Genomic DNA, 19,913 nt, shown 5'->3' on the forward strand with positions numbered 1-19,913 from the left:
GCAGCTTGCGGCTTACTTGCGAAGGATCGAACGCCCCGCGTATTCCGCGACCTCGCCCAGCGATTCCTCGATGCGGATCAGCTGGTTGTACTTGGCCAGCCGGTCCGACCGCGCCAGCGAGCCGGTCTTGATCTGACCGCAGTTGGTCGCCACGGCCAGATCGGCGATGGTGGCGTCCTCGGTCTCGCCCGAGCGGTGGCTCATCACGTTGGTGTAGCCGGCCCGGTGCGCCATATCCACGGCGCGCAGCGTTTCGGTCAGCGAACCGATCTGGTTCACCTTGACCAGCATCGAGTTGGCGCAGCCTTTCTCGATCCCCTCGGCCAGGCGCGCCGGGTTGGTCACGAACAGGTCGTCACCCACCAGCTGCACCTTGCCGCCCAGCTCGTCGGTCAGCGCCTTCCAGCCGTCCCAGTCATCCTCGGACATGCCATCCTCGATCGAAATGATCGGATAGTCGTTCACCAGGGCTGCCAGATAGGCCACGTTCTCGTCGCTGCTGAGCGTCTTGCCCTCGCCCGCCAGAACGTATTTGCCATCCTTGAAATATTCGGTCGCGGCGCAGTCCAGCGCCAGATAGATCTCGTCGCCCGGCTTGTAGCCCGCCTTCTCGATCGACTTGAGGATGAAATCCAGCGCCTCTCGGGTCGAGGCGATGTTGGGGGCAAACCCGCCCTCGTCGCCGACACCGGTGGCCAGCCCGGCGGCCGACAGTTCCTTTTTCAGGGTGTGGAACACTTCCGAACCCATGCGCACCGCCTCGCGGATGTTGCTGGCGGCCACGGGCATGATCATGAATTCCTGGATGTCGATCGGGTTGTCGGCATGTTCGCCGCCATTGATAATGTTCATCATCGGCACCGGCAGGACGCGCGCCGAGGTACCACCCACGTAGCGATAAAGCGGCTGGGTGGTGAAATCCGCGGCCGCCTTGGCCACCGCCAGCGAGACGCCCAGAATTGCGTTCGCACCCAGGCGGGCCTTGTTGGGGGTGCCGTCCAGCTCGATCATCGCGGCGTCGATCGCCACCTGCTCGGTCGCGTCAAAGCCCACCAGCTCTTCGGCGATCTCGCCATTCACGGCGGCCACGGCTTCAAGCACGCCCTTGCCCATGTAACGGGACTTGTCGCCATCGCGCTTTTCAACCGCCTCATAGGCGCCGGTCGATGCGCCCGAAGGCACGGCCGCCCGGCCCATGGTGCCGTCTTCCAGAACCACGTCCACCTCGACGGTGGGGTTGCCCCGGCTGTCCAGGATTTCGCGTGCGTGGATGTCGATGATGGTGCTCATGATACCGGTCCCTGAAAATGCGTTCGGTTGCATGCCTCATACCAGCACGCGGGGAAAAGTAAACCGGGTCCGTTATCGCTAACACGCATATTTTCTGGCCTTTAGCGCCAACAGCGGCGTGTTTGCGCCAACAGGTCAGCAGACCGCCGGGGCCATGGACCGCGCGATGCGCCGTTCGCGGATGAACGTGTACATGCCCGACCCGATGATCAGCGACGCGCCGATCATGGTCATCAGGTCCGGCCGTTCGCCGAACATCCACATCCCTGCCAAGATCGAAAACAGCAGCCGCGTATAGCGGAACGGCGTCAGGGCCGAGGCCTCGCCCACGCGCATTGCGGTCACGATCCCCAGATAGCCTAGAACACCAAAACCAACGGCACCGAAATAGGGTCCGATCTGCCCCATCTGCAGCGGCGCCAGAGGCTGCGCCGAGGTCAGCATCAGCACGCCGCCGGCAATGGCGACCGCCGCATAGGCCTGCAACGCCACCACGGCCGAGGCCACGCGCGCGTCCAGCCGGCGGGTGATCAGGTCCCGCGCGGCAATGGCGATGACGCTGGCCACCACGAACAGAGCCTCGGGCCGAAACCCGTCCAGACCGGGGCGGATGATCATCAGAACGCCGATGAACCCAACGCCGATTGCGCTCCAACGGCGCCAGCCGACCTGCTCGCGCAGGAAGAGAGCGGCCCCCATCGTGACCACCAGCGGCATCGCTTGGAACACGGCCGCAACGGTCGACAGGTCGACCAAGGACAAGGCGGTGACAAAACTCAGCGCCCCGACCGCCTCGGTGCACGCGCGGATCACGAACAGCGGTTGCCAGGCTGCCGAGTCAAAGATCGGTTTGCGTGTCACGATGGCCATGGCGGCAAAGACAAGCGCGCAGAACAGCCCCAGCACGATCATGACCTGACCGGTCGGCACGGTGACCGACAGATGCTTGATGAACATGTCCTCAAGCGTGAAGGCGGCCATAGCGCCGATGACCAGCAGGATGCCGTTCGCGTTGTTCATGTCATTGCCTATTGATTTCGTACGGCCTAATTGCCGCGTCGCAACTCAGAAGACCCGGATCGCGCCGCCGTGGCAAGCGCGAAGAGGGCTTGGAACCATGAATAGATTTTAGATGACCAATCGCTTTTGGTGATGTGTCCCGGCCGGATCAGTCCTTGTCCAGCGGAACTCCGTACAACTCCAGCCGATGACCTTTCAGGCGATAGCCCAGCTTCGAGGCGATCTTTTCCTGCAGGGCTTCGATCTCGGGGTCCACGAATTCAATCACCTCGCCCGAGTTCATGTCGATCAGGTGATCGTGGTGGTCGCGCTCGGCGTCCTCATAGCGCGCACGCCCGTCGCCGAATTCCAGCCGTTCGAGAATGCCGGCCTCTTCGAAAAGTTTGACGGTGCGATAGACGGTTGCGATCGAAATGCCCGCATCCAGCGCCGAGGCGCGTGCGTACAGTTCCTCGACATCGGGATGATCATCACTGTCCTGCAGTACCTGTGCGATGGTTCGACGCTGGCCGGTCATGCGCAGGCCTTTGGCTTCGCAACGCGCGATGATCGTGTCCGCCATGTCATCCCCCAGAATCCGTTCGGGTTTCTGTCTTAGTACGTCCGCGCAGATTTCGCCACTGTGATTTGCGCCCGCTGCGCCTTAGCCCGCCAGCCGCAGATCGGCCCAGACCGGCAGGTGGTCCGAGGCGATATGCGCGGGCCGTTCCCCGTGCACGCCGTGGGCCAGCGCCTCGAGCCCACCGCCCAGCGCGATCCGGTCCAGCGCGCCCAGAGGCTGCGCGGCGGGAAAGCTGGGCACAGGCGGCAGGAACCGCATGTCGGGAGCCAGACGGTCAAGAATCGGTTGGCGTGACCATTCGTTGAAATCCCCAGCCCAGACGGTAGGCATCCGGTCCAGCGCGCGGCCGTCCTGCCGCAGGTGGATGATCTGCTGGCGGCGCCACGCCGAGAACAGCCCCAGATGCATCCCCATCACCCGCAAAGGCCCGATATGCGTGTCGAATTCGACCCGGACCGCTCCGCGCGGCTCCAGCCCCGGCAGATCGTGATGCGCGGCGCGGCGCACCCGGATGTGGTCTCCCCGCCAGATCACCGCGTTGCCATGCCAGCCCAGACTGCCCGCACCGCCCAGATCGACGATCTTCCACCCGGCCTCGTCCAGCATGAAATGCGGAAGCGCCGCCGGGCGCGGCGGCAGGCGTTTGTCGGCCTCTTGCAGCACCACGATATCGGCGCCCAGCCGGTCCAGCACCTGCAGGATGCGCTGCGGCTGGCGTCGCAGATCCAGTCCGACGCATTTCTGGATGTTGTAGCTGGCAAGGCGCAGCTTGGGCAAAGTGGTCATCGGTTTTCTACGGTTGTACCCCGTCAGGATTCGCAGGATCGCGCCCGGACGCAAGCCGATAGTTCAGCACAGATGCCGAAACCCGCTCAGGTGCCGCAAAAGGTGGCATGCACCACCTCGTCCTGCGTGGGCGGGCGCCTCAGATCGGCGGCGTCGGGCTGGTCGTCATAGGGCCGGGCCAGCACCGCGTTCAGCCGGTGGAACGGGGCATAGTCGCCCTGAACGGCAGCCTGGATCATCTGCTCGACCCGGTGGTTGCGCGGGATAAAGGCCGGGTTGGCCGCGAGCATCACCGCGGCCGGGTCCGCCTCGCGCGTCAGTCGCGCGCGCCACCCCTCGGCCCAGCCGTCAAAGGCCGCCGGATCGGTGAACTGGTCCCGCGCCGCATCGCTGCCCAGCGCGCGGAAGGTATTGGTGAAATCGGCCTGATTCTGCGCCATCCGCGTCAGCAGGTCCGAGATCAGTGCAAGGTCGCCATCCTCCTCGGTGGTCAGGCCGATCTTGGCCCGGAACCGCCGCAGCCAGTGCTGCTGCATCAATTCGGGCATGGCATGTACGATCTCGGTCGCCTCTTCCACGGCGGCCTGCTTGTCCTCGATCTGCTGGATCAGCGCCGTCGCAAGCTGTGCAAGGTTCCACACCGCAATCTCGGGCTGGTTGGAATAGGCATAGCGCCCCATCCGGTCGATCGAACTGTAGACGGTGTTCGGATGATAGCCGTCCATGAAGGCGCAGGGGCCATAGTCGATGGTTTCGCCCGAAATGGCGCAGTTGTCGGTGTTCATCACCCCGTGGATGAAACCCACCGCCATCCATTGCGCGATCAACGCGGCCTGCGCGTCACGCACGGCGCGCAGCAGGCCCATCGGCCCGACGGCGTCCGGGTAATGGCGTTCAATGGCATAATCCGTCAGCCGCCGTAGATCGGCGATCTGGCCGCGTGCGGCGAATACCTGGAACGTACCCACCCGCAGATGGCTCTGCGCCACGCGGGTCAGCACCGCGCCGGGCATCGGGCCTTCGCGCAGCACGACCTCACCGGTTTCCACCGCCGCCAAAGCGCGTGTGGTGGGAATGCCCAGCGCGTGCATCGCCTCGGACACGACATATTCACGCAGAACCGGCCCCAGCCAGGCCCGCCCGTCGCCCTGCCGCGAGAACGGCGTGCGCCCCGAGCCCTTGAGCTGAATGTCGCGGCGGATCCCGTCCGTGCCCACAACCTCGCCCAGCAGCACCGCGCGCCCGTCGCCCAGCTGCGGGTTGTAGTTGCCGAACTGGTGGCCGGAATACAGCTGCGCCAGCGGCTCGGCCCCGTCAGGCAGGGTATTGCCTGCAAAAACCTCGGCCATGTCCTGCGCGTCGCCGGGCGAAATGCCCAGCACCCGCGCCAGATCATCATTGAAAGCCAACAGCCGTGGCGCGCGCACGGGTTCGGGCGACTGGCGCGCATAAAAGGCGCCGGGCAGCCGGGCATAGGAATTGTCGAAGGGGATCGTCAGGGTCATGGCGCAAACATATGATCTGTGCGCAGTATTGCCAGCACCAAATCCCATCGCCGTGAAAGGCTCGCCATGACCGCCGACCAGATCATCGACCACCTGCAACTGCAGCCCCACCCCGAAGGCGGCTGGTATGCCGAGACCTGGCGCGCGGACAACAACGGCCGCCCCACCGCGACCTGCATCTATTTCCTGCTGAAACAGGGCGAGGCCAGCCACTGGCACCGGGTCGATGCGACCGAGATCTGGCTGTTTCACGCCGGCGCGCCGCTGATCCTGTCGATCAGCGAAACCGATACCGGGCCTGCAAGCGATCACATGCTGTCCCCTGACCTGAGCGAAGGTACGCCGCAGGTCATCGTACCCGCCGGACATTGGCAGGCCGCCCGCAGCACTGGGGACTACACGTTGGTCAGCTGTACCGTCTCGCCGGGGTTCCAGTTCGACGGGTTCGAACTGGCGCCTCCGGAGTTCGACATTCCCAGAGGCTAAACCTTCAGTCCTTGCTGAACCATGCTTGAACTTGCCCTGCCCGATGCGGCAAGGTTCGCTTGTGTATGATTGGGCAAGGACGAGGGCGCGATGCGGCTGATCAAGACTTTGGTGACCGTGGCCGTAATCCTCGGCTTGGTCGTGCTTGGGCTGCGGTTGGCCTTTCCGCTGCCCGAGACCAATTTCTCGGAGCAGACATACCGGCAGCCGACGGATTGGACTGGTCCGCTGGGCCAAGCCATCGAGCCGGCGATGCAGCGCAATCCCGGGCTGGATGGCGTCCGCCCCCTCGGTCAGGGGCATACCGCATTTGCCGCACGCGCCGTTCTCGCGCGTGAGGCGGTCTCGTCCATCGATGCCCAATACTATATCTGGCAGGATGACGTGACCGGCCTGATGCTGCTGGACGAATTGCGTGCGGCGGCAGAGCGAGGCGTGCGCGTGCGCCTCCTGGTCGATGACAACGGCATCTCGGGGCTGGACCCGCTTCTGGCTGAACTGGATGCCATGCCAACGGCCCATGTCCGCATCTTCAACCCGTTCACGCTGCGCAATCCCAAGCTGCTGTCCTATCTGTTCGATTTCGGAAGGTTGAACCGCCGCATGCACAACAAGTCCATGACGGTGGACGGCGTGGCCACGATTGTCGGGGGCCGAAACATCGGCGACATCTACTTCGACTATGGGGCCGGGACGCACTATCTGGATGTCGATACCATCGCGATCGGTCCGATCGTGGACGAGGTAGCCGAGTCGTTCGATGCCTTTTGGAACAGCGGCTCGGCCTATGATGCCGCGTTGTTCCTGCCCGATGCAACCGACCCAAGCCTGAAAGCGCTGGCCGAGGCCGCGCGTCAGACCGCGGCCGGGGCCGGATACCAAAAGGCGATCCGCGACAATGAACTGGCCGACCGCATCGCCGCCCGCGATCTGCCGTTCGAATGGAGCGCGGTCGAACTTTTTGTCGATGACCCGGCCAAGGGGCTTGGCCAGGTGGAGGACGAGAACCTCATGGTCGAGCGTCTCATCGCCTTTGCCGAAAGCTCTGAGATATCGCTCGATCTGGTCTCGGCCTATTTCATTCCCGGTCCCCGCGGGGCCGAGTTGCTTGAGCGGTTGGCGTCATCCGGGGTAAAAGTCCGGGTCCTGACCAATTCACTGGATGCGACCGATGTGATGCCGGTTCATGCCGCTTACATGGCCTATCGCGACGACCTGCTGGCAAGCGGGGTTCAGTTGCTGGAGCTGCGCGCGTTGCGCGACGAGCACAAGGAACGCAGCCTGCCCGAGATTCTTGCAGGTTCCGCGTCGGGCCTGCATGCAAAGGTGTTTGGCTCGGATGGCAAAAGGATCTTCATCGGCTCATACAATCTGGACCCGCGTTCGGCCCGGCTGAACACCGAGATGGGCCTGCTGATCGAGAGCCCCACGATCGCGACAGATCTTGCCCGGCAACTGGACAAGCCGGAATTTGCCTATCGCGTCGAGATGGACGATGACGGTGGGCTGGTCTGGGTTCAGCAGACCAAGGACGGGACGACCACGACCTTTGAGACCGACCCGAACACCTCTCGGTTCCAGCGCGGCCTTGCCGCCGTCGTCAGGTGGCTGCCGGTCGAGTGGATGCTCTGACCACCGCTGGCGTCAGTTCAGGACCGCGATCGACAGGTTCAGAACAGTCGCAAACGCCACCCATGCCAAATAGGGCACGAACGCCCATGCCGAAACGCGATCCACCGGGCGGACGTGTTTGATGAACAGAACAATCACCACCAGCAGCGCCAGGATCACTACCAATGCCAGCCAAGGCTGGTGCAGCACGAAGAATGCGGGCGACCACAAGAAGTTCAGGCCCAGCTGCGCCCACCACAGGCGCATCGCGGGCGATCCCCGGTCGCGTTCGAACTGCCGCCATCCCGCCATCGCGATCAGCACGTACAGAACCGTCCAGACCGGGCCGAACACCCAGCCCGGCGGGTTGAAGACCGATTTGTTCAGGTTTGCATACCACTCCCCCGGCCCCGTCAGAGTGCCGATCAGTATGCCGCCTCCCATTACCAGAACCAGAAATGCGATACGTGTCAGGGTCTTGGTCATGCCGGTTCCATCCGCAGGTGCACTGCCGCTCAGCAGGTCCCTACCGGTATAGCCGCGCGGGCCGCCGAGGAAAAGACGCCACGCGGCGGGTTTTGCGCGCCTTCCAGAGAGACCGTCGCGCCCTGAATCTCGGCCCCCGACACGGTGATCTCGCGTCCGCCGCCCGTGTCATCCACGTCGATCGTAAAGGCGATTTCCGCACCGGGCGGCATGGCACGGATGTCCAGATCGACCATTGACTGCCCGTCCTGAACCTGAGGCAACCCGTTCAGAAACTCGGACCCCGAAACCATTTCAAAGGGCTGAAATACTTCAACCCCTGCCCCCGCACCGGTGACATCAAAGATCAGCCCGCCCTGCGACGAGGACAAATCCAGACGCACCGTTGCAGCAGACAGGCTGCAATCGCTGGCGTTGCGAAGAACGAAGCGGTCCTTTGGCGCTCCCTCGACGAACTCAACCTGCACGTCGGCCATGGCAGGCACTGCGAGCATGAACGCGGCGGCACAACCGGCCGCATTTTTGACAAGGGAACCGATCATCTTCATCTCCGGCATTGTTGTGGCTACTGCTACAATTACGCCCGAGCGCCTTGGCAGGATCATTTTTCGCCGCGTTTCAGCGCGGTGCGCCCTGCGACACCCGGCTGACCGTGCCCCCGCCGACCAACGCCTTGACACCGGTGGTGCCGGGGCAAGAGGTCGGCATCCCCCGCGCCACGCGCACCGCCAGATAGGCAAAGGCCTGCGCCTCAAGCATGTCGCCATCCAGACCTACGGCCTCGACCGGATCGACCGGGCAGTCCATCGCCACGCGCAGCATCTCCATCAAGACCGGGTTCCTGCGCCCGCCGCCGGTGACCAGCACCCGCGCGGGCGGTTTGGGGCAATGCTCCATCCCCTGCACCACCCCGGCGGCGCTCATGCCAGTCAGGGTGGCGACGGCGTCGGCGTCACTCAATTCCTTCACCAGGCCGATCATTTCGGCGAAATCGTTGCGGTCCAGCGATTTGGGCGGCAGACGGTTGAAATACGGCTCGGCCAGAAACAGCTCCAGCGCTCCGGTCTCGACCGTTCCCTGCCGGGCCAGCGCGCCGTCGCGGTCCATCGGCAGGCCCAGACGCGCCTGCACCAGGTCGTCGATCGGCGCATTGGCCGGGCCGGTGTCAAAGGCCAACAGCGCACCTGGCGCCTCGGGTCCGTCAAAGGACGGGTCCACATAGGTCAGGTTGCCGACACCGCCCAGGTTCAGAAAGCACAAGGGCGCCGGGGCCCCGACATACTTGGCGCAGGCAAAGTGGAAAAACGGCGCCAGCGGCGCGCCCTCGCCGCCCATGGCCACGTCATCACTGCGGAAATCCCAGACCACGGGCACACCCAGCGCAACCGCCAGCCCCTCGCCATCGCCTACCTGCAACGTGCCCTTGCCGCGCGGCTCATGCGCAAGGGTCTGGCCGTGAAAGCCGATCAGTTCCACGTCCTCGAATTCCGACAGCAGCTCGGCATGGGCGCGGGTCACCAGATCTTCGGCGGCGTGCACCTCGGGTCCGCTCCATTTGCCAAGCGCGGCGCGCAGCAGCTTGCGCTCGTCCTCGGTATAGGGCCGGTAGGCACTGTCGCCGAACCGCAGGATCTGCCGCCCGTCGGTTTCCACCACCGCCGCATCGACCCCATCGAGCGAGGTGCCCGACATGGCCCCCAGTGCCCGCACTGGCCCAACTTTGCCTCGGGCCTTATTCATGGCCTTTTCCTTCCCTCGTTCGCCGCCTATAACGTGCCCCGCAATTCAACCCCGAGGCAAGACATGACGTATCACCCCAAATCGGATTTCATCGCCACGATGATCGAGCGCGGCTTTCTGGCCGATTGCACCGATTATCAGGGCCTTGACGATGCTCTGACAAGCGGGGTGCAGACAGCCTATATCGGGTATGACGCCACCGCCCAGTCCCTGCATGTCGGGCATCTGATGAACATCATGGTGCTGCGCTGGTTCCAGAAGCTGGGGCACAAGCCGATCACCCTGATGGGGGGCGGCACCACCAAGGTGGGCGATCCCTCGTTCCGCTCGGACGAACGCCCCTTGCTGGGCCCCGAGCAGATCGACGCCAACATCGCCGGCATGCAGAAGGTGTTCGACAAGTACCTGTCCTATGACGACAGCGACACCGGCGCGCTGATGCTGAACAATGCCGAATGGCTGGACGATCTGAACTATCTCGATTTCCTGCGGGACATCGGGCGCCATTTTTCGGTCAACCGGATGCTGTCCTTTGAATCGGTGAAATCGCGGCTGGACCGGGAACAATCCCTGTCGTTCCTCGAGTTCAACTACATGATCCTGCAGGCCTATGACTTTCTGGAACTGAACCGTCGTTACAGCTGCATCCTGCAGATGGGTGGATCTGACCAGTGGGGCAACATCGTCAACGGCATCGACCTGACGCGCCGAGTGCTGGATCATGAGATCTATGGCCTGACCACGCCCCTGCTGACCACCAGCGACGGGCGCAAGATGGGCAAAAGCCAGGGCGGCGCCATCTGGCTGAACGGCGACATGCTGTCGCCTTACGAGTTCTGGCAGTTCTGGCGCAACACTACTGACGCCGACGTGGGCCGCTTCCTGAAGATCTTCACCGAACTTCCGGTGGACGAATGCGACCGCATGGGCGCGCTGCAGGGGTCCGAAATCAACGAGGCCAAGATCCGTCTGGCCAACGAGGTCACGACCCTGCTGCACGGTTCCGAGGCCGCGGCCAAGGCCGAGGCCACCGCGCGCGAGGTGTTCGAAAAGGGCGGCGTGGGCGGCGACCTGCCCACCCTGACCCTGACCGCCGAAGATCTGGGCGATGGCATATCGGTCGTGCAGCTGATCGTGAAGTCTGGCCTGGCGAAATCGGGCAAGGAGGCCAAGCGCCTGATTTCGGAAAACGGCGCCCGTCTGGACGACGCACCGCTGACCGATGCCGGGCTGATGATCGACGCGGCGGCCCTGTCCTCGCCCATCAAGCTGAGCGCCGGCAAGAAACGGCACGCGCTGGTGCAGCTGGGCTGAACCGCCTGACCCCGAACACGACGGCCGCCTTCGGGCGGCCGTTTTTCTATCCGCGTTCGACCGAGCCCAGCGGCAGGTCCAGACCGGCCGGCGTCACGAACAGTTCGATCTGATCGCGCGACAGCGCCCAGTGATCGGCCGCCAGCTGCCCCGCCGCCGCCTCGTCGCGCGCCTCGATCGCGGCGATGATGGCGTCATGCTGGTCGCAGGCCAGATCCAGGCTTTCACCCATCCCCGCCTGATCCGGGCGGTAGAAGGTCATGCCGATACGCGCATGGTCGATCAGCAGGCGCTGAAACGACGGCAGCAGGTAGACATTCGCCGCCATCTCGCCGGTGATCTCGTGGAACTGGTTGTTGGCCAGCGCGCGATCTTCGGCCGAGCCCGCCCGCAGCGTTTCCCGAAACGCCGCCTGCGCCGCCTTCAACCGGTCGATCTGGTCACCTGTCGCGTTCTGCGCTGCCAGCCGCAGCACCGCGCCATAGATCATCGGCGCCACCAGGAAGAAATCGCGCAGCGTGGCATAGGACATCTGCGCCACCCGCGCGCCCCGGTTTTCACGCAGTTCAAGATAACCCAGCCCGGCCAGATGCCGGAACACTTCGCGCAGGGGCGTGCGCGACAGGCCGAACGCCTCGGACAGCTGCGCCTCGTCTAGGTCATCGCCGGGGCGCAGTTTCAGCGTCATCACCGCCGCCTTCAGATGCGCGGCCAGCGCCGCCTTGCGGCTTTTCGTGTCGTCTTTCATCCCCAACCTTCGCTTTGGTCGAATCGCGACACCCAGGATGTCGCCCCTGCTCTTGCCCGATAAAATGCAACTTGTACACAATCAGCCTGACCGCCCGTGATAGACTAAGCGCATGACCCGCCCGCAACATTTCTGTTTCATCCTCGTTCCCGAGTTCTCGCACCTGGCCTTCTCCTGCGCGGTCGAACCGCTGCGCATCGCCAACTGGGTCAGCGGCGAGGAGCTGTACCGCTGGTCCTTCGCCTCGGAGGACGGCGCGCAGGCGGTGTGTTCGAACGGGTCCGTAACGCTGGTGCATGGCGGGCTGACGGACCTGCCGAAATGCGACCAGATCTTCGTTTTGTCAGGCATCCACATGCGCGATCACGTCAGCCGCCCCCTGCTGGCCGCGCTGCGCCGCGAACGGGCGCGCGGAACGGCCATCGGGGCGCTGTGTTCGGGCGCGTGGCTGCTGGCCGAGGCCGGGTTCCTGAACGGGATGCAGGCGGCAATCCATTGGGAATATCACGACGCCTTCATGGAAGCTTTCCCGGACGTGAACCTGGTGCGCAGCGTCTTCGTGGCTGATGAAAAGCACATGACCGCCTCGGGCGGCACGGCGACGGCCGACCTGATGCTGCACCTGATCGAGCGCGACCACGGGCAGGACCTGTCGATCGCGGTCGCCGACCAGATGGTTTATAACGCCGTGCGCAACGCGACCGCCGATCAGCGTGTGTCGCTGCAATCGCGCAACGGCATGCGCAACGCGCATCTGGCCAAGGCGATCCAGATCATGGCCGACCGCATCAACGACCCGATCTCGCCGGCGGTGATCGCCGAACAGATCGGCATCTCGACCCGCCAGCTGGAACGGCTCTTCGGCAAATACCTCAACGCCTCGCCCAAGAAATACTTCATGGAACTGCGGCTGGACCGCGCGCGCAACCTGTTGTTGCAGACCGAATCCTCGGTCACCGACGTAGCCTTTGCCTGCGGCTTCGAAAGCCCCGGCCATTTCTCACGCGTGTACCGCGCCGCCTTTGGCGTCACCCCGATGCAGCAGCGCAGCCGGCTGGACTGAGTCACTGCCGACTGGACAGGACGGGCCATCTCGGATTATTTGAACGAACGTTCAGATCACTGGGGAGGAGCCCGCCATGCAATTGTCCACCACCGCCGCCGTCATCACCGGCGGCGCCTCGGGCCTCGGAGAGGCCACCGCACGTTACTTTGCCGAGAATGGCGCGCAGGTCACCATCCTCGACCGCGATGCCGAGCGTGGCGCGCAGGTCGCGACCGAGATCGGCGGACATTTCGCCCAGACCGACGTGACGGACGAGAACTCGGTGGCTGCGGCCATTGCGCTGGCGATGGAAAAGATGGGCAAGATCACCGCCTGCGTGAACTGTGCCGGCATCGCCTATGGCATCAAGACCGTCGGCAAGGACGGCCCGCACCCACTGGACGCCTTCCAGCGCACCATCGACATCAACCTGGTGGGCACCTTCAACGTGTCGCGTCTGGCCGCCGTCGAAATGGCCAAGAATGACCCCGAGTCGGATGGCGCGCGCGGTGTGATCATCAACACCGCCTCGATTGCCGCGTTTGACGGGCAAAAGGGTCAGGCGGCCTATGCGGCGTCCAAGGGCGGTGTTGTGGGCATGACGCTGCCGATGGCGCGCGACCTGGCCTCGACCGGGATCCGGGTGATGACCATCGCGCCCGGCATCTTCATGACGCCGATGCTCGCCGGCCTACCCGAAGAGGTGCAGCAGCAGCTGGCCGCCGACGTGCCCAACCCCGCCCGCCTGGGCGACCCGCGCGAATATGGCCGGCTGGCCGGATTCATCGTCGAGATGGGCTATCTGAACGGCGAAGTCATCCGCATCGACGGCGCCCTGCGGATGCGCTGACCCTCACTGACGATTTCCGGCCCGGTCGATCTTCGTCCGGGCCGGCCATTTTCGTTTCGTACAAAACGGAAGACCTCCGTCCCGGGGCCGGTACAAAACAGACGAATTGGCTCAGCCCGCCTCGGCCTTTTCTTCCAGTTCCAGCCATTCCTCCTCGGCGGCGGCCAGCTTCTCCTGCCGCTCGACAAGGGCTTCGGTCGCCTTCTGGAATTTCACCGGCTCGCGGGTGAATAGCTCGGGGTCCGACATCAGTTCCTCCAGCTTGGCGATCTCGGCTTCCAGCCGCGCGATCTCGGCGGGCAGTTTCTCGAGCCGGTGCTTTTCGGAAAAGGACAGGCCGGTTTTCGGCTTGGATTCTTGCTTGACCTTCGGCTTGTTCTCTTTTGTTTTCTCAGGCTTTTTCTCGACCAGATCGCCGCGCTGCGCGACATAGTCCGACCAGCCGCCCGCATAGACGGTCGCGCGGCCGTTGCCCTCCATCGCGATCGTGGTGGTCGCCACGCGATCCAGGAAATCCCGGTCGTGACTGACCAGCAGCACGGTGCCGTCATAGTCGTCCAGCAACTCCTGCAACAGGTCCAGCGTCTCGATATCTAGGTCGTTGGTCGGTTCGTCCAACACCAGCAGGTTCGACGGTTTCGCCATCAGCTTGGCCAGCAGCAACCGCGCTTTTTCGCCGCCCGACAAGGACTTGACGGCCGCTCTTGCCTGCCGTTCGTCGAACAGGAACTCCTTGAGGTAGCCGACCACATGCTTGGGCTGGCCGCGCACCATCACCTGATCGGCCTTGCCCGAGACGCGCATCTCGGGGTCGCCGGTCAGGCTGTCCCACAGGGTCATCTCGGGGTCCAGCTGCGCGCGGGTCTGGTCGAAAACCGCGATTTCGAGGTTGGTGCCCAGCGTCACCGCCCCCTCGTCCGGCTCCACTTCGCCCAGCAGCATCTTCAGAACCGTCGTCTTGCCCACACCATTCGGCCCGACAAAGGCCACCCGATCGCCGCGCTGCACCAGCAGGTCCAGGTTACGCACGATAGGCTTGCCGTCGAACGCCTTGCTGATGCCGCGCGCCTCGATCACCTTGCGCCCGGATTTCGGACCGGTCTCCAAGGACATGGCCGCCGACCCCTGACGCTTGATCTGCGCCGCGCGTTCGGCCCGCAGGGCCTGCAACGCCCGCACCCGGCCCTGGTTGCGCTTGCGGCGGGCGCTGATCCCCTCGACCGCCCAACGCGCCTCGGACTTGATCAGCCGGTCCAGCTTGTGGCGTTGCTGGTCTTCCTCTTCCCAGATCTTGTCGCGCCAGGCCTCGAAGGCCTCGAACCCCTGCTCCTGTCGGCGGACCACACCGCGGTCGATCCACAATGTCGCCCGGGTCAGCGCCCGCAGGAATGCGCGGTCATGCGAGATCAGGACAAAAGCCGCCCGCGTCGCGCCCAGTTCACGTTCGAGCCAACCGATGGCCTCGATGTCCAGATGGTTGGTCGGCTCGTCCAGCAGCATCAAATCGGGGGCCTCGGCCATCAGCTTGGCCAGCGCCGCGCGGCGCCGTTCCCCGCCCGAGGCAGTCTGAACCGCGCGCGAGGGGTCGAATTTCAGCCCTTCCCCGGCCCGTTCCACCTTGTACAGCTCGCCGGGTTCCAGCCCGCTGGCCGCATAATCGCCCAGCGTGGCAAAGCCCTCCATCGTCGGGTCCTGCTCCATGTAACCCACGGATTTGCCGGGCGGCACCACAATGTCGCCCCGGTCCGGTTCGACCAGACCGGCCATGACCTTCATCAGGGTGGATTTGCCCGAGCCGTTCCGCCCGACCAGCGCAACGCGGTCGCCGGGCTGAACCACCAGGTCAAGGTCGGAAAACACCGGCTCGCCCCCGAAGGTCAGCGAGATACCGGACATTTGCAACAAAGGAATACGTGCCATAAGCGCCAGCTAAACCGGCAGGCATTGGGCGTCAACGCCCCAACCTCACCTTTTGCCAGCAGCGCGGCTTCAGCCCGCGATCATCCGCAAGAGGCGTTTCCGCGCCGCGGGAATCGCGCCGATCTCGACACCGGTGAAGACATGCAGCGTGTTCAGCTGGCGGTCTACCACCGCATGATCGCTGACCCAGCCGCCCATCATAAGATAAGTACGCAGCAACGGCGGCATTCGCAGCATGGCCTTTCTGGCATCCGGGCGCCGCCGCAGCCGCGCGGCAAAGCGGAACACGTCCGGCGCCTTGACCCGCGGCAACCAGCGTTTGGGCGCAAGGTGGCGATGTTTGAGCATCGCGAAGGCATCCAGGTATTCCGCAGTCTCGGTTCCTGCGAAGGACGAGCATCCGAACAGCAACTGGATCCCGTTGCGGTCGACGAAGGCCGTCATCGCGCCCCAGGCTACTCTCAGGATATCGGGGTCCGTCCAATCCGGATGGATGCAGAACCGCCCCATTTCCACCATGCGCCTATCAAAGCTCTGCAAAGCGGAAAGGTCATAGAACTGTGCCGAATAACTGCGGCTGATTTCGCTGCCGCTGTCCATGACCAGCATCCGAAAACAGCAGACCAACTGGCCACCTGCCTGCGAATCCTCGACCAGAACATGGGCGCAGGTAACGTCGAAGTCGTCCCGATCCGTCTCGGCTGTTCGGAATGCAAGAGTACGAAGATTCTGGGCCGCCCGCACGTCCTCGGGACACCGCGCCAGGCGCGCGCGGAAGCGGCCTTTGTCCAACAAAATATCATCGGCCATGGTCGCATCCTCCACGGTTTCTCACCGATTGCGATCTGCCTGATCCCATGCACCAATAGTGTGACCGCCGTGTGAAGCTTTCAACCGGCGGCCGGAAATTAGCTGGCCCCCGGGATGTTCGACGGGCTGAATTGGCCGATGTTGCCCAGCAGCTGCCGCAGGAAGCCTTTGTCCTGAACACTGGAGTCCGTCACACGGCGATCCAGCACGATGACATAGCCGTCTTCGAGACCGAATTTTTCGATATTGCGGACGACGCCACGCTGGTCAAAGCTGATCGCCACCAATTCGCGCGAGACGACCTCGGGGCGTTTGGGGCCATAGTGGCGAACGCGCGACGCCACATAGTAGAAACCCGAATCCTTCAACACACCTGACGAGCTGGGCGCGCCAGCCTTTTCCAGAACCGTGTCGCGGGTATCGACGCCAACCTTGATCTCGGCCAGCTCTTCCGGGGTGGGGATATAGCCGTGCTTCTTGTAGACCGGGGTACAGGCAACAGCGGTGGCCAGAACAAGCGTGCAGGCAACCGCCCTGGACGCCGGTTTCAGCCTGTTCAGTACTTTCAACATGTTCACCCTCTTGCCTTGGTCCCTTGCGGCTTCTATCCGATTATAGAAACCCATGCCCCGGTTCAACACAGGAAAGGGTCACAATGTCCGACCTCTCAACATTGCGCGTCGCCGATCTGCCTCAAAACGGCCCGACCGCGTTCGAATTGCGCCCCCCTTCTCGGCAACTCGAGGAAATTCGTGATGCGTTGGGCCTGCTCGGGCTGCGCAAGCTGAGTTTTGTCGGCGAGCTGCGCGCGCAGGGCAAGCGTGATTGGGTGTTAACCGCCAAGCTGGGCGCGACCGTCATTCAGCCCTGCGTGGTGACGCTGGACCCGGTCACGACCCGGATCGAGGCCCCGGTGCGGCGCGTTTTCATGGCCAATTGGTCCGAACCGGACGAACCCGAGTTCGAAATGCCCGAAGATGACGAGACCGAAGCCTTGGGCCCGGAAATCGATCTGGACCAGGTGATGCGCGAAGCATTGTCCCTTGCGTTGCCCCAATACCCCCGGAAAGACGGTGCACATTTGGGCGACGCGAACTATACCGAACCGGGCAAACAGGCGATGACCGACGAGGATGCCAAACCCTTTGCCGGGCTGGCGTCCCTGCGTGACGCACTGAAAAAAGACGAGTGACAGGGGATCGATTTCCTGTCATAGCAGGCGCTCAGAAAAATCGCTTGAACATGTCGAGAATCGCAGTATTTTCGCGCGCTCATCGGAATTTGGGTTGGACATCGCGGGGCTTGTTCCCTAAACGCACGTCACACCACGAGAAAACGAAGAATGAAACCCGGCCTGCAGCGAATCTGCTGGCCCTTAGTAGACAAAGGTTGAGACCATGGCCGTCCAACAGAACAAAGTTTCCAAGTCGCGTCGCAACAACCGCCGCGCACACGACGCTCTGGTTGCTGCAAACCCGAACGAATGCGCGAACTGCGGCGAGCTGAAGCGCCCGCACCACGTTTGCGCAGCCTGCGGCCACTATGACGATCGTGAAGTCGTCGCTCAGGCCGACGACATCGACCTGGACGAAGACGCGGCCTAAGCCTGATTGAACGCAGGTTCTGGCATGACAGCGCAGCCCACGCAGACCGGAAAGATCATCATCTCGGTTGACGCAATGGGCGGGGATTCAGGTCCCGGCGTGGTCGTGGCTGGAATCGCGAAGTCAGCAAAGAAGAACCCCGAGATCGGATTTCTTCTGCACGGCCCGGAAGATGTGCTGAGCAAGCTTGTATCGAAACGGCGCGTCCTCGACGGACGCGTCGTTTTTCGTGATTGCTCCGACGTGGTCACGATGCAGGACAAGCCCAGCCAAGTGGTGCGCAGCGGCAAGAACACCTCGATGTGGTCGGCGCTGGAATCGGTGCGTCAGGGCGAGGCCCATGGTGCCGTATCCTGCGGCAATACCGGTGCGCTGATGGCGCTGTCGATGATGCGGCTGCGCAAACTGCCCGGGGTGAACCGCCCCGCCATCGCGATTCTGTGGCCATCCCGCAACCCTCAGGGTTTCAACGTCATGCTGGACGTGGGCGCGGATGTGCGGGCCGACGCCAAGGATCTGCTGCAGTTTGCGCTGATGGGCGCTTCTTATGCGCGCAACGGCATGGAACTGACCCGCCCGCGTATCGGGCTGCTGAACGTCGGCACCGAAGAGCACAAGGGCCGCGCCGAACTCAAGGAAGCCCATGCCCTGATCACCGAATTCGCGGATCAGGCAAACTTTGATTTCGTGGGCTTCGTGGAAGGCAGCGACATTCCAGGCGACAAGGCGGATGTCATTGTTACGGATGGGTTTACCGGAAACGTCGCCATCAAGACCGGAGAAGGCACGGCCAGCCTGATCGGTGACCTGCTCCGCGAGGCCTTCAAGTATTCGCCCCTATCTCGCCTGGCCTCGGTTCTGGCCATCACCTCTCTGCAGCGATTGAAGAAACGCATCGACCCGCGCCGCGTCAACGGCGGGGTCTTTCTTGGCCTGAACGGCACTGTCATCAAATCCCACGGAGGCGCCGACGCCACCGGCGTGTCTGCCGCGATCAAGCTGGCTTTCACCCTGGCCAAGTCCGGCTTTGCGGAAAAATTGGCAGCACGGGTTGCATCCACGGCTGAGCTTGAACAAGATGCAGCGCAATCTGCGCTGCAGACCAAATAAGAACAAAGAAGGCAGTACCCCAGATGGCAGGCCGTTCAGTCGTTGTAGGTGTCGGGCATTACCTGCCCAAGCGGGTGGTTCCGAACTCCGAATTCGAAAAGACGCTTGATACGACCGATGAATGGATTCGCACCCGTTCCGGTATCGAACGTCGGCACTTTGCGGCCGAAGATGAAACCACGTCCGATCTGGCAACCTATGCGGCCAAAGCCGCTTTGCAGGACGCCGGCCTTACAGCTGATGACATTGACGCAATCGTACTGGCGACCTCGACCGCGGATCTGACGTTCCCGTCGGCCGCAACCATGGTTCAAGCCAATCTGGGCATGACCCGGGGGTTTGCCTTTGATGTTCAGGCCGTCTGCGCCGGTTTCGTGTTTGCGCTGAGCAACGCCAACGCCCTGATCCTTTCGGGTCAGGCCAAGCGGGTGCTGGTGATCGGCGCTGAAACTTTTTCGCGGATCATGGACTGGACCGACAGATCGACTTGCGTGTTGTTCGGGGATGGGGCCGGTGCCCTCGTGCTCGAGGCGCAGGACGGTGCCGGAACAAGCGATGATCGGGGTATCCTGTCCACGGATCTGCATTCGGACGGACGTTACAAGGACCTTCTGTACGTGGACGGCGGGGTGTCGACGCAATCGACAGGCCATCTTCGGATGCAGGGCAACCAGGTGTTCCGCCATGCGGTCGAAAAGCTCACCGCCACGGCAGAAACTGCCCTGGAACGCGCCGGACTGAACAGCCAGGACGTCGACTGGATCGTGCCGCATCAGGCCAATATCCGCATCATTCAGGGCACCGCAAAGAAGATGGGCCTGCCCATGGATCACGTTGTGGTGACCGTTCAGGACCACGGAAACACATCGGCCGCCTCGATTCCCCTGGCCCTGTCGGTGGGCAAGGAACGGGGCCAGATCAAGCAAGGTGATTTGATCGTGACCGAGGCGATTGGCGGCGGTTTGGCATGGGGCTCGGTGGTCCTGCGCTGGTAACCGGCGCAATCCGGCTTACACAGCCGCCCGC

At 63.5% G+C, this 19,913-nt stretch carries 21 protein-coding genes; 9 read left to right on the plus strand and 12 right to left on the minus strand.

Annotation, left to right across the window (positions count from 1 at the left end):
- Nucleotides 1-12: 12 nt before the first annotated feature.
- The 5 genes from eno to ACR0NY_RS03885 form a co-directional block, all read right to left on the minus strand.
- Nucleotides 13-1,290, minus strand: coding sequence for a phosphopyruvate hydratase (gene eno, locus ACR0NY_RS03865; protein WP_170338256.1), 1,278 nt, complete (start codon nt 1,288-1,290; stop codon nt 13-15).
- Between the two features lie 135 nt (nt 1,291-1,425).
- Nucleotides 1,426-2,310: a DMT family transporter gene (locus ACR0NY_RS03870; protein WP_170338254.1), complete on the minus strand. Its 885-nt coding sequence runs from the start codon at nt 2,308-2,310 to the stop codon at nt 1,426-1,428.
- Nucleotides 2,311-2,458: 148 nt separating this feature from the next.
- Nucleotides 2,459-2,872 carry a Fur family transcriptional regulator gene (locus ACR0NY_RS03875; protein ID WP_093962302.1) on the minus strand — a complete coding sequence of 138 codons (414 nt, stop codon included), beginning with the start codon at nt 2,870-2,872 and terminating at the stop codon, nt 2,459-2,461.
- A gap of 81 nt (nt 2,873-2,953) precedes the next feature.
- Nucleotides 2,954-3,658, minus strand: a complete 705-nt coding sequence (locus ACR0NY_RS03880) for an endonuclease/exonuclease/phosphatase family protein (RefSeq protein ID WP_170338252.1) — start codon at nt 3,656-3,658, stop codon at nt 2,954-2,956.
- 86 nt (nt 3,659-3,744) lie between these two features.
- A complete protein-coding gene (locus ACR0NY_RS03885; RefSeq protein ID WP_170368582.1) occupies nt 3,745-5,163 on the minus strand; it encodes a protein adenylyltransferase SelO in 1,419 nt (472 codons plus the stop codon).
- 66 nt (nt 5,164-5,229) lie between these two features.
- Here ACR0NY_RS03885 and ACR0NY_RS03890 point away from each other — a divergent pair, with 66 nt between their 5' ends.
- A complete protein-coding gene (locus ACR0NY_RS03890) occupies nt 5,230-5,649 on the plus strand; it encodes a cupin domain-containing protein (RefSeq protein ID WP_170338248.1) in 420 nt (139 codons plus the stop codon).
- A gap of 90 nt (nt 5,650-5,739) precedes the next feature.
- Nucleotides 5,740-7,281 carry a phospholipase D family protein gene (locus ACR0NY_RS03895; protein WP_170338246.1) on the plus strand — a complete coding sequence of 514 codons (1,542 nt, stop codon included), beginning with the start codon at nt 5,740-5,742 and terminating at the stop codon, nt 7,279-7,281.
- 12 nt (nt 7,282-7,293) lie between these two features.
- Here the strand turns inward: ACR0NY_RS03895 and ACR0NY_RS03900 are convergent, their stop codons facing one another.
- The 3 genes from ACR0NY_RS03900 to ACR0NY_RS03910 all read right to left on the minus strand — a co-directional run bounded on the left by ACR0NY_RS03900 (nt 7,294) and on the right by ACR0NY_RS03910 (nt 9,486).
- On the minus strand, nt 7,294-7,746 hold the full coding sequence (locus ACR0NY_RS03900) for a TspO/MBR family protein (RefSeq protein ID WP_170368583.1): 453 nt from the start codon (nt 7,744-7,746) through the stop codon (nt 7,294-7,296).
- A 29-nt stretch (nt 7,747-7,775) separates the two neighbouring features.
- On the minus strand, nt 7,776-8,288 hold the full coding sequence (locus tag ACR0NY_RS03905; protein WP_170338243.1) for an aggregation factor core: 513 nt from the start codon (nt 8,286-8,288) through the stop codon (nt 7,776-7,778).
- 76 nt (nt 8,289-8,364) lie between these two features.
- Nucleotides 8,365-9,486: an anhydro-N-acetylmuramic acid kinase gene (locus tag ACR0NY_RS03910; RefSeq protein ID WP_170368584.1), complete on the minus strand. Its 1,122-nt coding sequence runs from the start codon at nt 9,484-9,486 to the stop codon at nt 8,365-8,367.
- 63 nt (nt 9,487-9,549) lie between these two features.
- On the opposite strand from ACR0NY_RS03910, the gene tyrS reads away from it, so the two are divergent.
- Nucleotides 9,550-10,800, plus strand: coding sequence for a tyrosine--tRNA ligase (gene tyrS / locus ACR0NY_RS03915; protein ID WP_170338239.1), 1,251 nt, complete (start codon nt 9,550-9,552; stop codon nt 10,798-10,800).
- 46 nt (nt 10,801-10,846) lie between these two features.
- On the opposite strand, the gene ACR0NY_RS03920 is transcribed toward tyrS, so the two are convergent.
- Complete coding sequence (locus ACR0NY_RS03920) at nt 10,847-11,548, minus strand: GntR family transcriptional regulator (protein WP_170338237.1); 702 nt, start codon at nt 11,546-11,548, stop codon at nt 10,847-10,849.
- A 112-nt stretch (nt 11,549-11,660) separates the two neighbouring features.
- Between ACR0NY_RS03920 and ACR0NY_RS03925 the strand changes: the two genes are divergently transcribed.
- Together ACR0NY_RS03925 and ACR0NY_RS03930 are read left to right on the plus strand one after the other, a co-directional pair.
- Complete coding sequence (locus ACR0NY_RS03925; RefSeq protein WP_170363296.1) at nt 11,661-12,611, plus strand: GlxA family transcriptional regulator; 951 nt, start codon at nt 11,661-11,663, stop codon at nt 12,609-12,611.
- A 76-nt stretch (nt 12,612-12,687) separates the two neighbouring features.
- Complete coding sequence (locus ACR0NY_RS03930; RefSeq protein WP_170338233.1) at nt 12,688-13,443, plus strand: 3-hydroxyacyl-CoA dehydrogenase; 756 nt, start codon at nt 12,688-12,690, stop codon at nt 13,441-13,443.
- Between the two features lie 111 nt (nt 13,444-13,554).
- Here the strand turns inward: ACR0NY_RS03930 and ACR0NY_RS03935 are convergent, their stop codons facing one another.
- The 3 genes from ACR0NY_RS03935 to ACR0NY_RS03945 form a co-directional block, all read right to left on the minus strand.
- Complete coding sequence (locus ACR0NY_RS03935; RefSeq protein ID WP_254432896.1) at nt 13,555-15,363, minus strand: ABC-F family ATP-binding cassette domain-containing protein; 1,809 nt, start codon at nt 15,361-15,363, stop codon at nt 13,555-13,557.
- A gap of 69 nt (nt 15,364-15,432) precedes the next feature.
- Nucleotides 15,433-16,173 carry a GNAT family N-acetyltransferase gene (locus ACR0NY_RS03940; protein ID WP_170368585.1) on the minus strand — a complete coding sequence of 247 codons (741 nt, stop codon included), beginning with the start codon at nt 16,171-16,173 and terminating at the stop codon, nt 15,433-15,435.
- Between the two features lie 98 nt (nt 16,174-16,271).
- The gene (locus ACR0NY_RS03945; RefSeq protein WP_093962985.1) at nt 16,272-16,745 is read right to left on the minus strand and encodes an outer membrane protein assembly factor BamE; all 474 of its coding nucleotides are present in this window, start codon (nt 16,743-16,745) and stop codon (nt 16,272-16,274) included.
- Between the two features lie 83 nt (nt 16,746-16,828).
- Between ACR0NY_RS03945 and ACR0NY_RS03950 the strand changes: the two genes are divergently transcribed.
- The 4 genes from ACR0NY_RS03950 (at nt 16,829) to ACR0NY_RS03965 (ending at nt 19,882) form a co-directional block, all read left to right on the plus strand.
- The gene (locus tag ACR0NY_RS03950) at nt 16,829-17,365 is read left to right on the plus strand and encodes a YceD family protein (protein ID WP_170368586.1); all 537 of its coding nucleotides are present in this window, start codon (nt 16,829-16,831) and stop codon (nt 17,363-17,365) included.
- A gap of 205 nt (nt 17,366-17,570) precedes the next feature.
- Complete coding sequence (gene rpmF / locus ACR0NY_RS03955; protein WP_093962313.1) at nt 17,571-17,777, plus strand: 50S ribosomal protein L32; 207 nt, start codon at nt 17,571-17,573, stop codon at nt 17,775-17,777.
- 24 nt (nt 17,778-17,801) lie between these two features.
- Nucleotides 17,802-18,887 (plus strand): phosphate acyltransferase PlsX, encoded by a 1,086-nt coding sequence (plsX, locus tag ACR0NY_RS03960; protein ID WP_170368587.1) that lies wholly within the window; start codon nt 17,802-17,804, stop codon nt 18,885-18,887.
- 23 nt (nt 18,888-18,910) lie between these two features.
- On the plus strand, nt 18,911-19,882 hold the full coding sequence (locus ACR0NY_RS03965; protein ID WP_093962315.1) for a beta-ketoacyl-ACP synthase III: 972 nt from the start codon (nt 18,911-18,913) through the stop codon (nt 19,880-19,882).
- Nucleotides 19,883-19,913 lie beyond the last annotated feature (31 nt).

It is taken from the genome of Ruegeria sp. BJ5, assembly GCF_056537865.1.

Coding starts and splice junctions, on each gene's coding strand:
- eno (WP_170338256.1), bottom strand. CDS start 1,290: ATGAGCACCATCATCGACATCCACGCACGCGAAATCCTGGACAGCCGG.
- ACR0NY_RS03870 (WP_170338254.1), bottom strand. CDS start 2,310: ATGAACAACGCGAACGGCATCCTGCTGGTCATCGGCGCTATGGCCGCC.
- ACR0NY_RS03875 (WP_093962302.1), bottom strand. CDS start 2,872: ATGGCGGACACGATCATCGCGCGTTGCGAAGCCAAAGGCCTGCGCATG.
- ACR0NY_RS03880 (WP_170338252.1), bottom strand. CDS start 3,658: ATGACCACTTTGCCCAAGCTGCGCCTTGCCAGCTACAACATCCAGAAA.
- ACR0NY_RS03885 (WP_170368582.1), bottom strand. CDS start 5,163: ATGACCCTGACGATCCCCTTCGACAATTCCTATGCCCGGCTGCCCGGC.
- ACR0NY_RS03890 (WP_170338248.1), top strand. CDS start 5,230: ATGACCGCCGACCAGATCATCGACCACCTGCAACTGCAGCCCCACCCC.
- ACR0NY_RS03895 (WP_170338246.1), top strand. CDS start 5,740: ATGCGGCTGATCAAGACTTTGGTGACCGTGGCCGTAATCCTCGGCTTG.
- ACR0NY_RS03900 (WP_170368583.1), bottom strand. CDS start 7,746: ATGACCAAGACCCTGACACGTATCGCATTTCTGGTTCTGGTAATGGGA.
- ACR0NY_RS03905 (WP_170338243.1), bottom strand. CDS start 8,288: ATGATCGGTTCCCTTGTCAAAAATGCGGCCGGTTGTGCCGCCGCGTTC.
- ACR0NY_RS03910 (WP_170368584.1), bottom strand. CDS start 9,486: ATGAATAAGGCCCGAGGCAAAGTTGGGCCAGTGCGGGCACTGGGGGCC.
- tyrS (WP_170338239.1), top strand. CDS start 9,550: ATGACGTATCACCCCAAATCGGATTTCATCGCCACGATGATCGAGCGC.
- ACR0NY_RS03920 (WP_170338237.1), bottom strand. CDS start 11,548: ATGAAAGACGACACGAAAAGCCGCAAGGCGGCGCTGGCCGCGCATCTG.
- ACR0NY_RS03925 (WP_170363296.1), top strand. CDS start 11,661: ATGACCCGCCCGCAACATTTCTGTTTCATCCTCGTTCCCGAGTTCTCG.
- ACR0NY_RS03930 (WP_170338233.1), top strand. CDS start 12,688: ATGCAATTGTCCACCACCGCCGCCGTCATCACCGGCGGCGCCTCGGGC.
- ACR0NY_RS03935 (WP_254432896.1), bottom strand. CDS start 15,363: ATGGCACGTATTCCTTTGTTGCAAATGTCCGGTATCTCGCTGACCTTC.
- ACR0NY_RS03940 (WP_170368585.1), bottom strand. CDS start 16,173: ATGGCCGATGATATTTTGTTGGACAAAGGCCGCTTCCGCGCGCGCCTG.
- ACR0NY_RS03945 (WP_093962985.1), bottom strand. CDS start 16,745: ATGTTGAAAGTACTGAACAGGCTGAAACCGGCGTCCAGGGCGGTTGCC.
- ACR0NY_RS03950 (WP_170368586.1), top strand. CDS start 16,829: ATGTCCGACCTCTCAACATTGCGCGTCGCCGATCTGCCTCAAAACGGC.
- rpmF (WP_093962313.1), top strand. CDS start 17,571: ATGGCCGTCCAACAGAACAAAGTTTCCAAGTCGCGTCGCAACAACCGC.
- plsX (WP_170368587.1), top strand. CDS start 17,802: ATGACAGCGCAGCCCACGCAGACCGGAAAGATCATCATCTCGGTTGAC.
- ACR0NY_RS03965 (WP_093962315.1), top strand. CDS start 18,911: ATGGCAGGCCGTTCAGTCGTTGTAGGTGTCGGGCATTACCTGCCCAAG.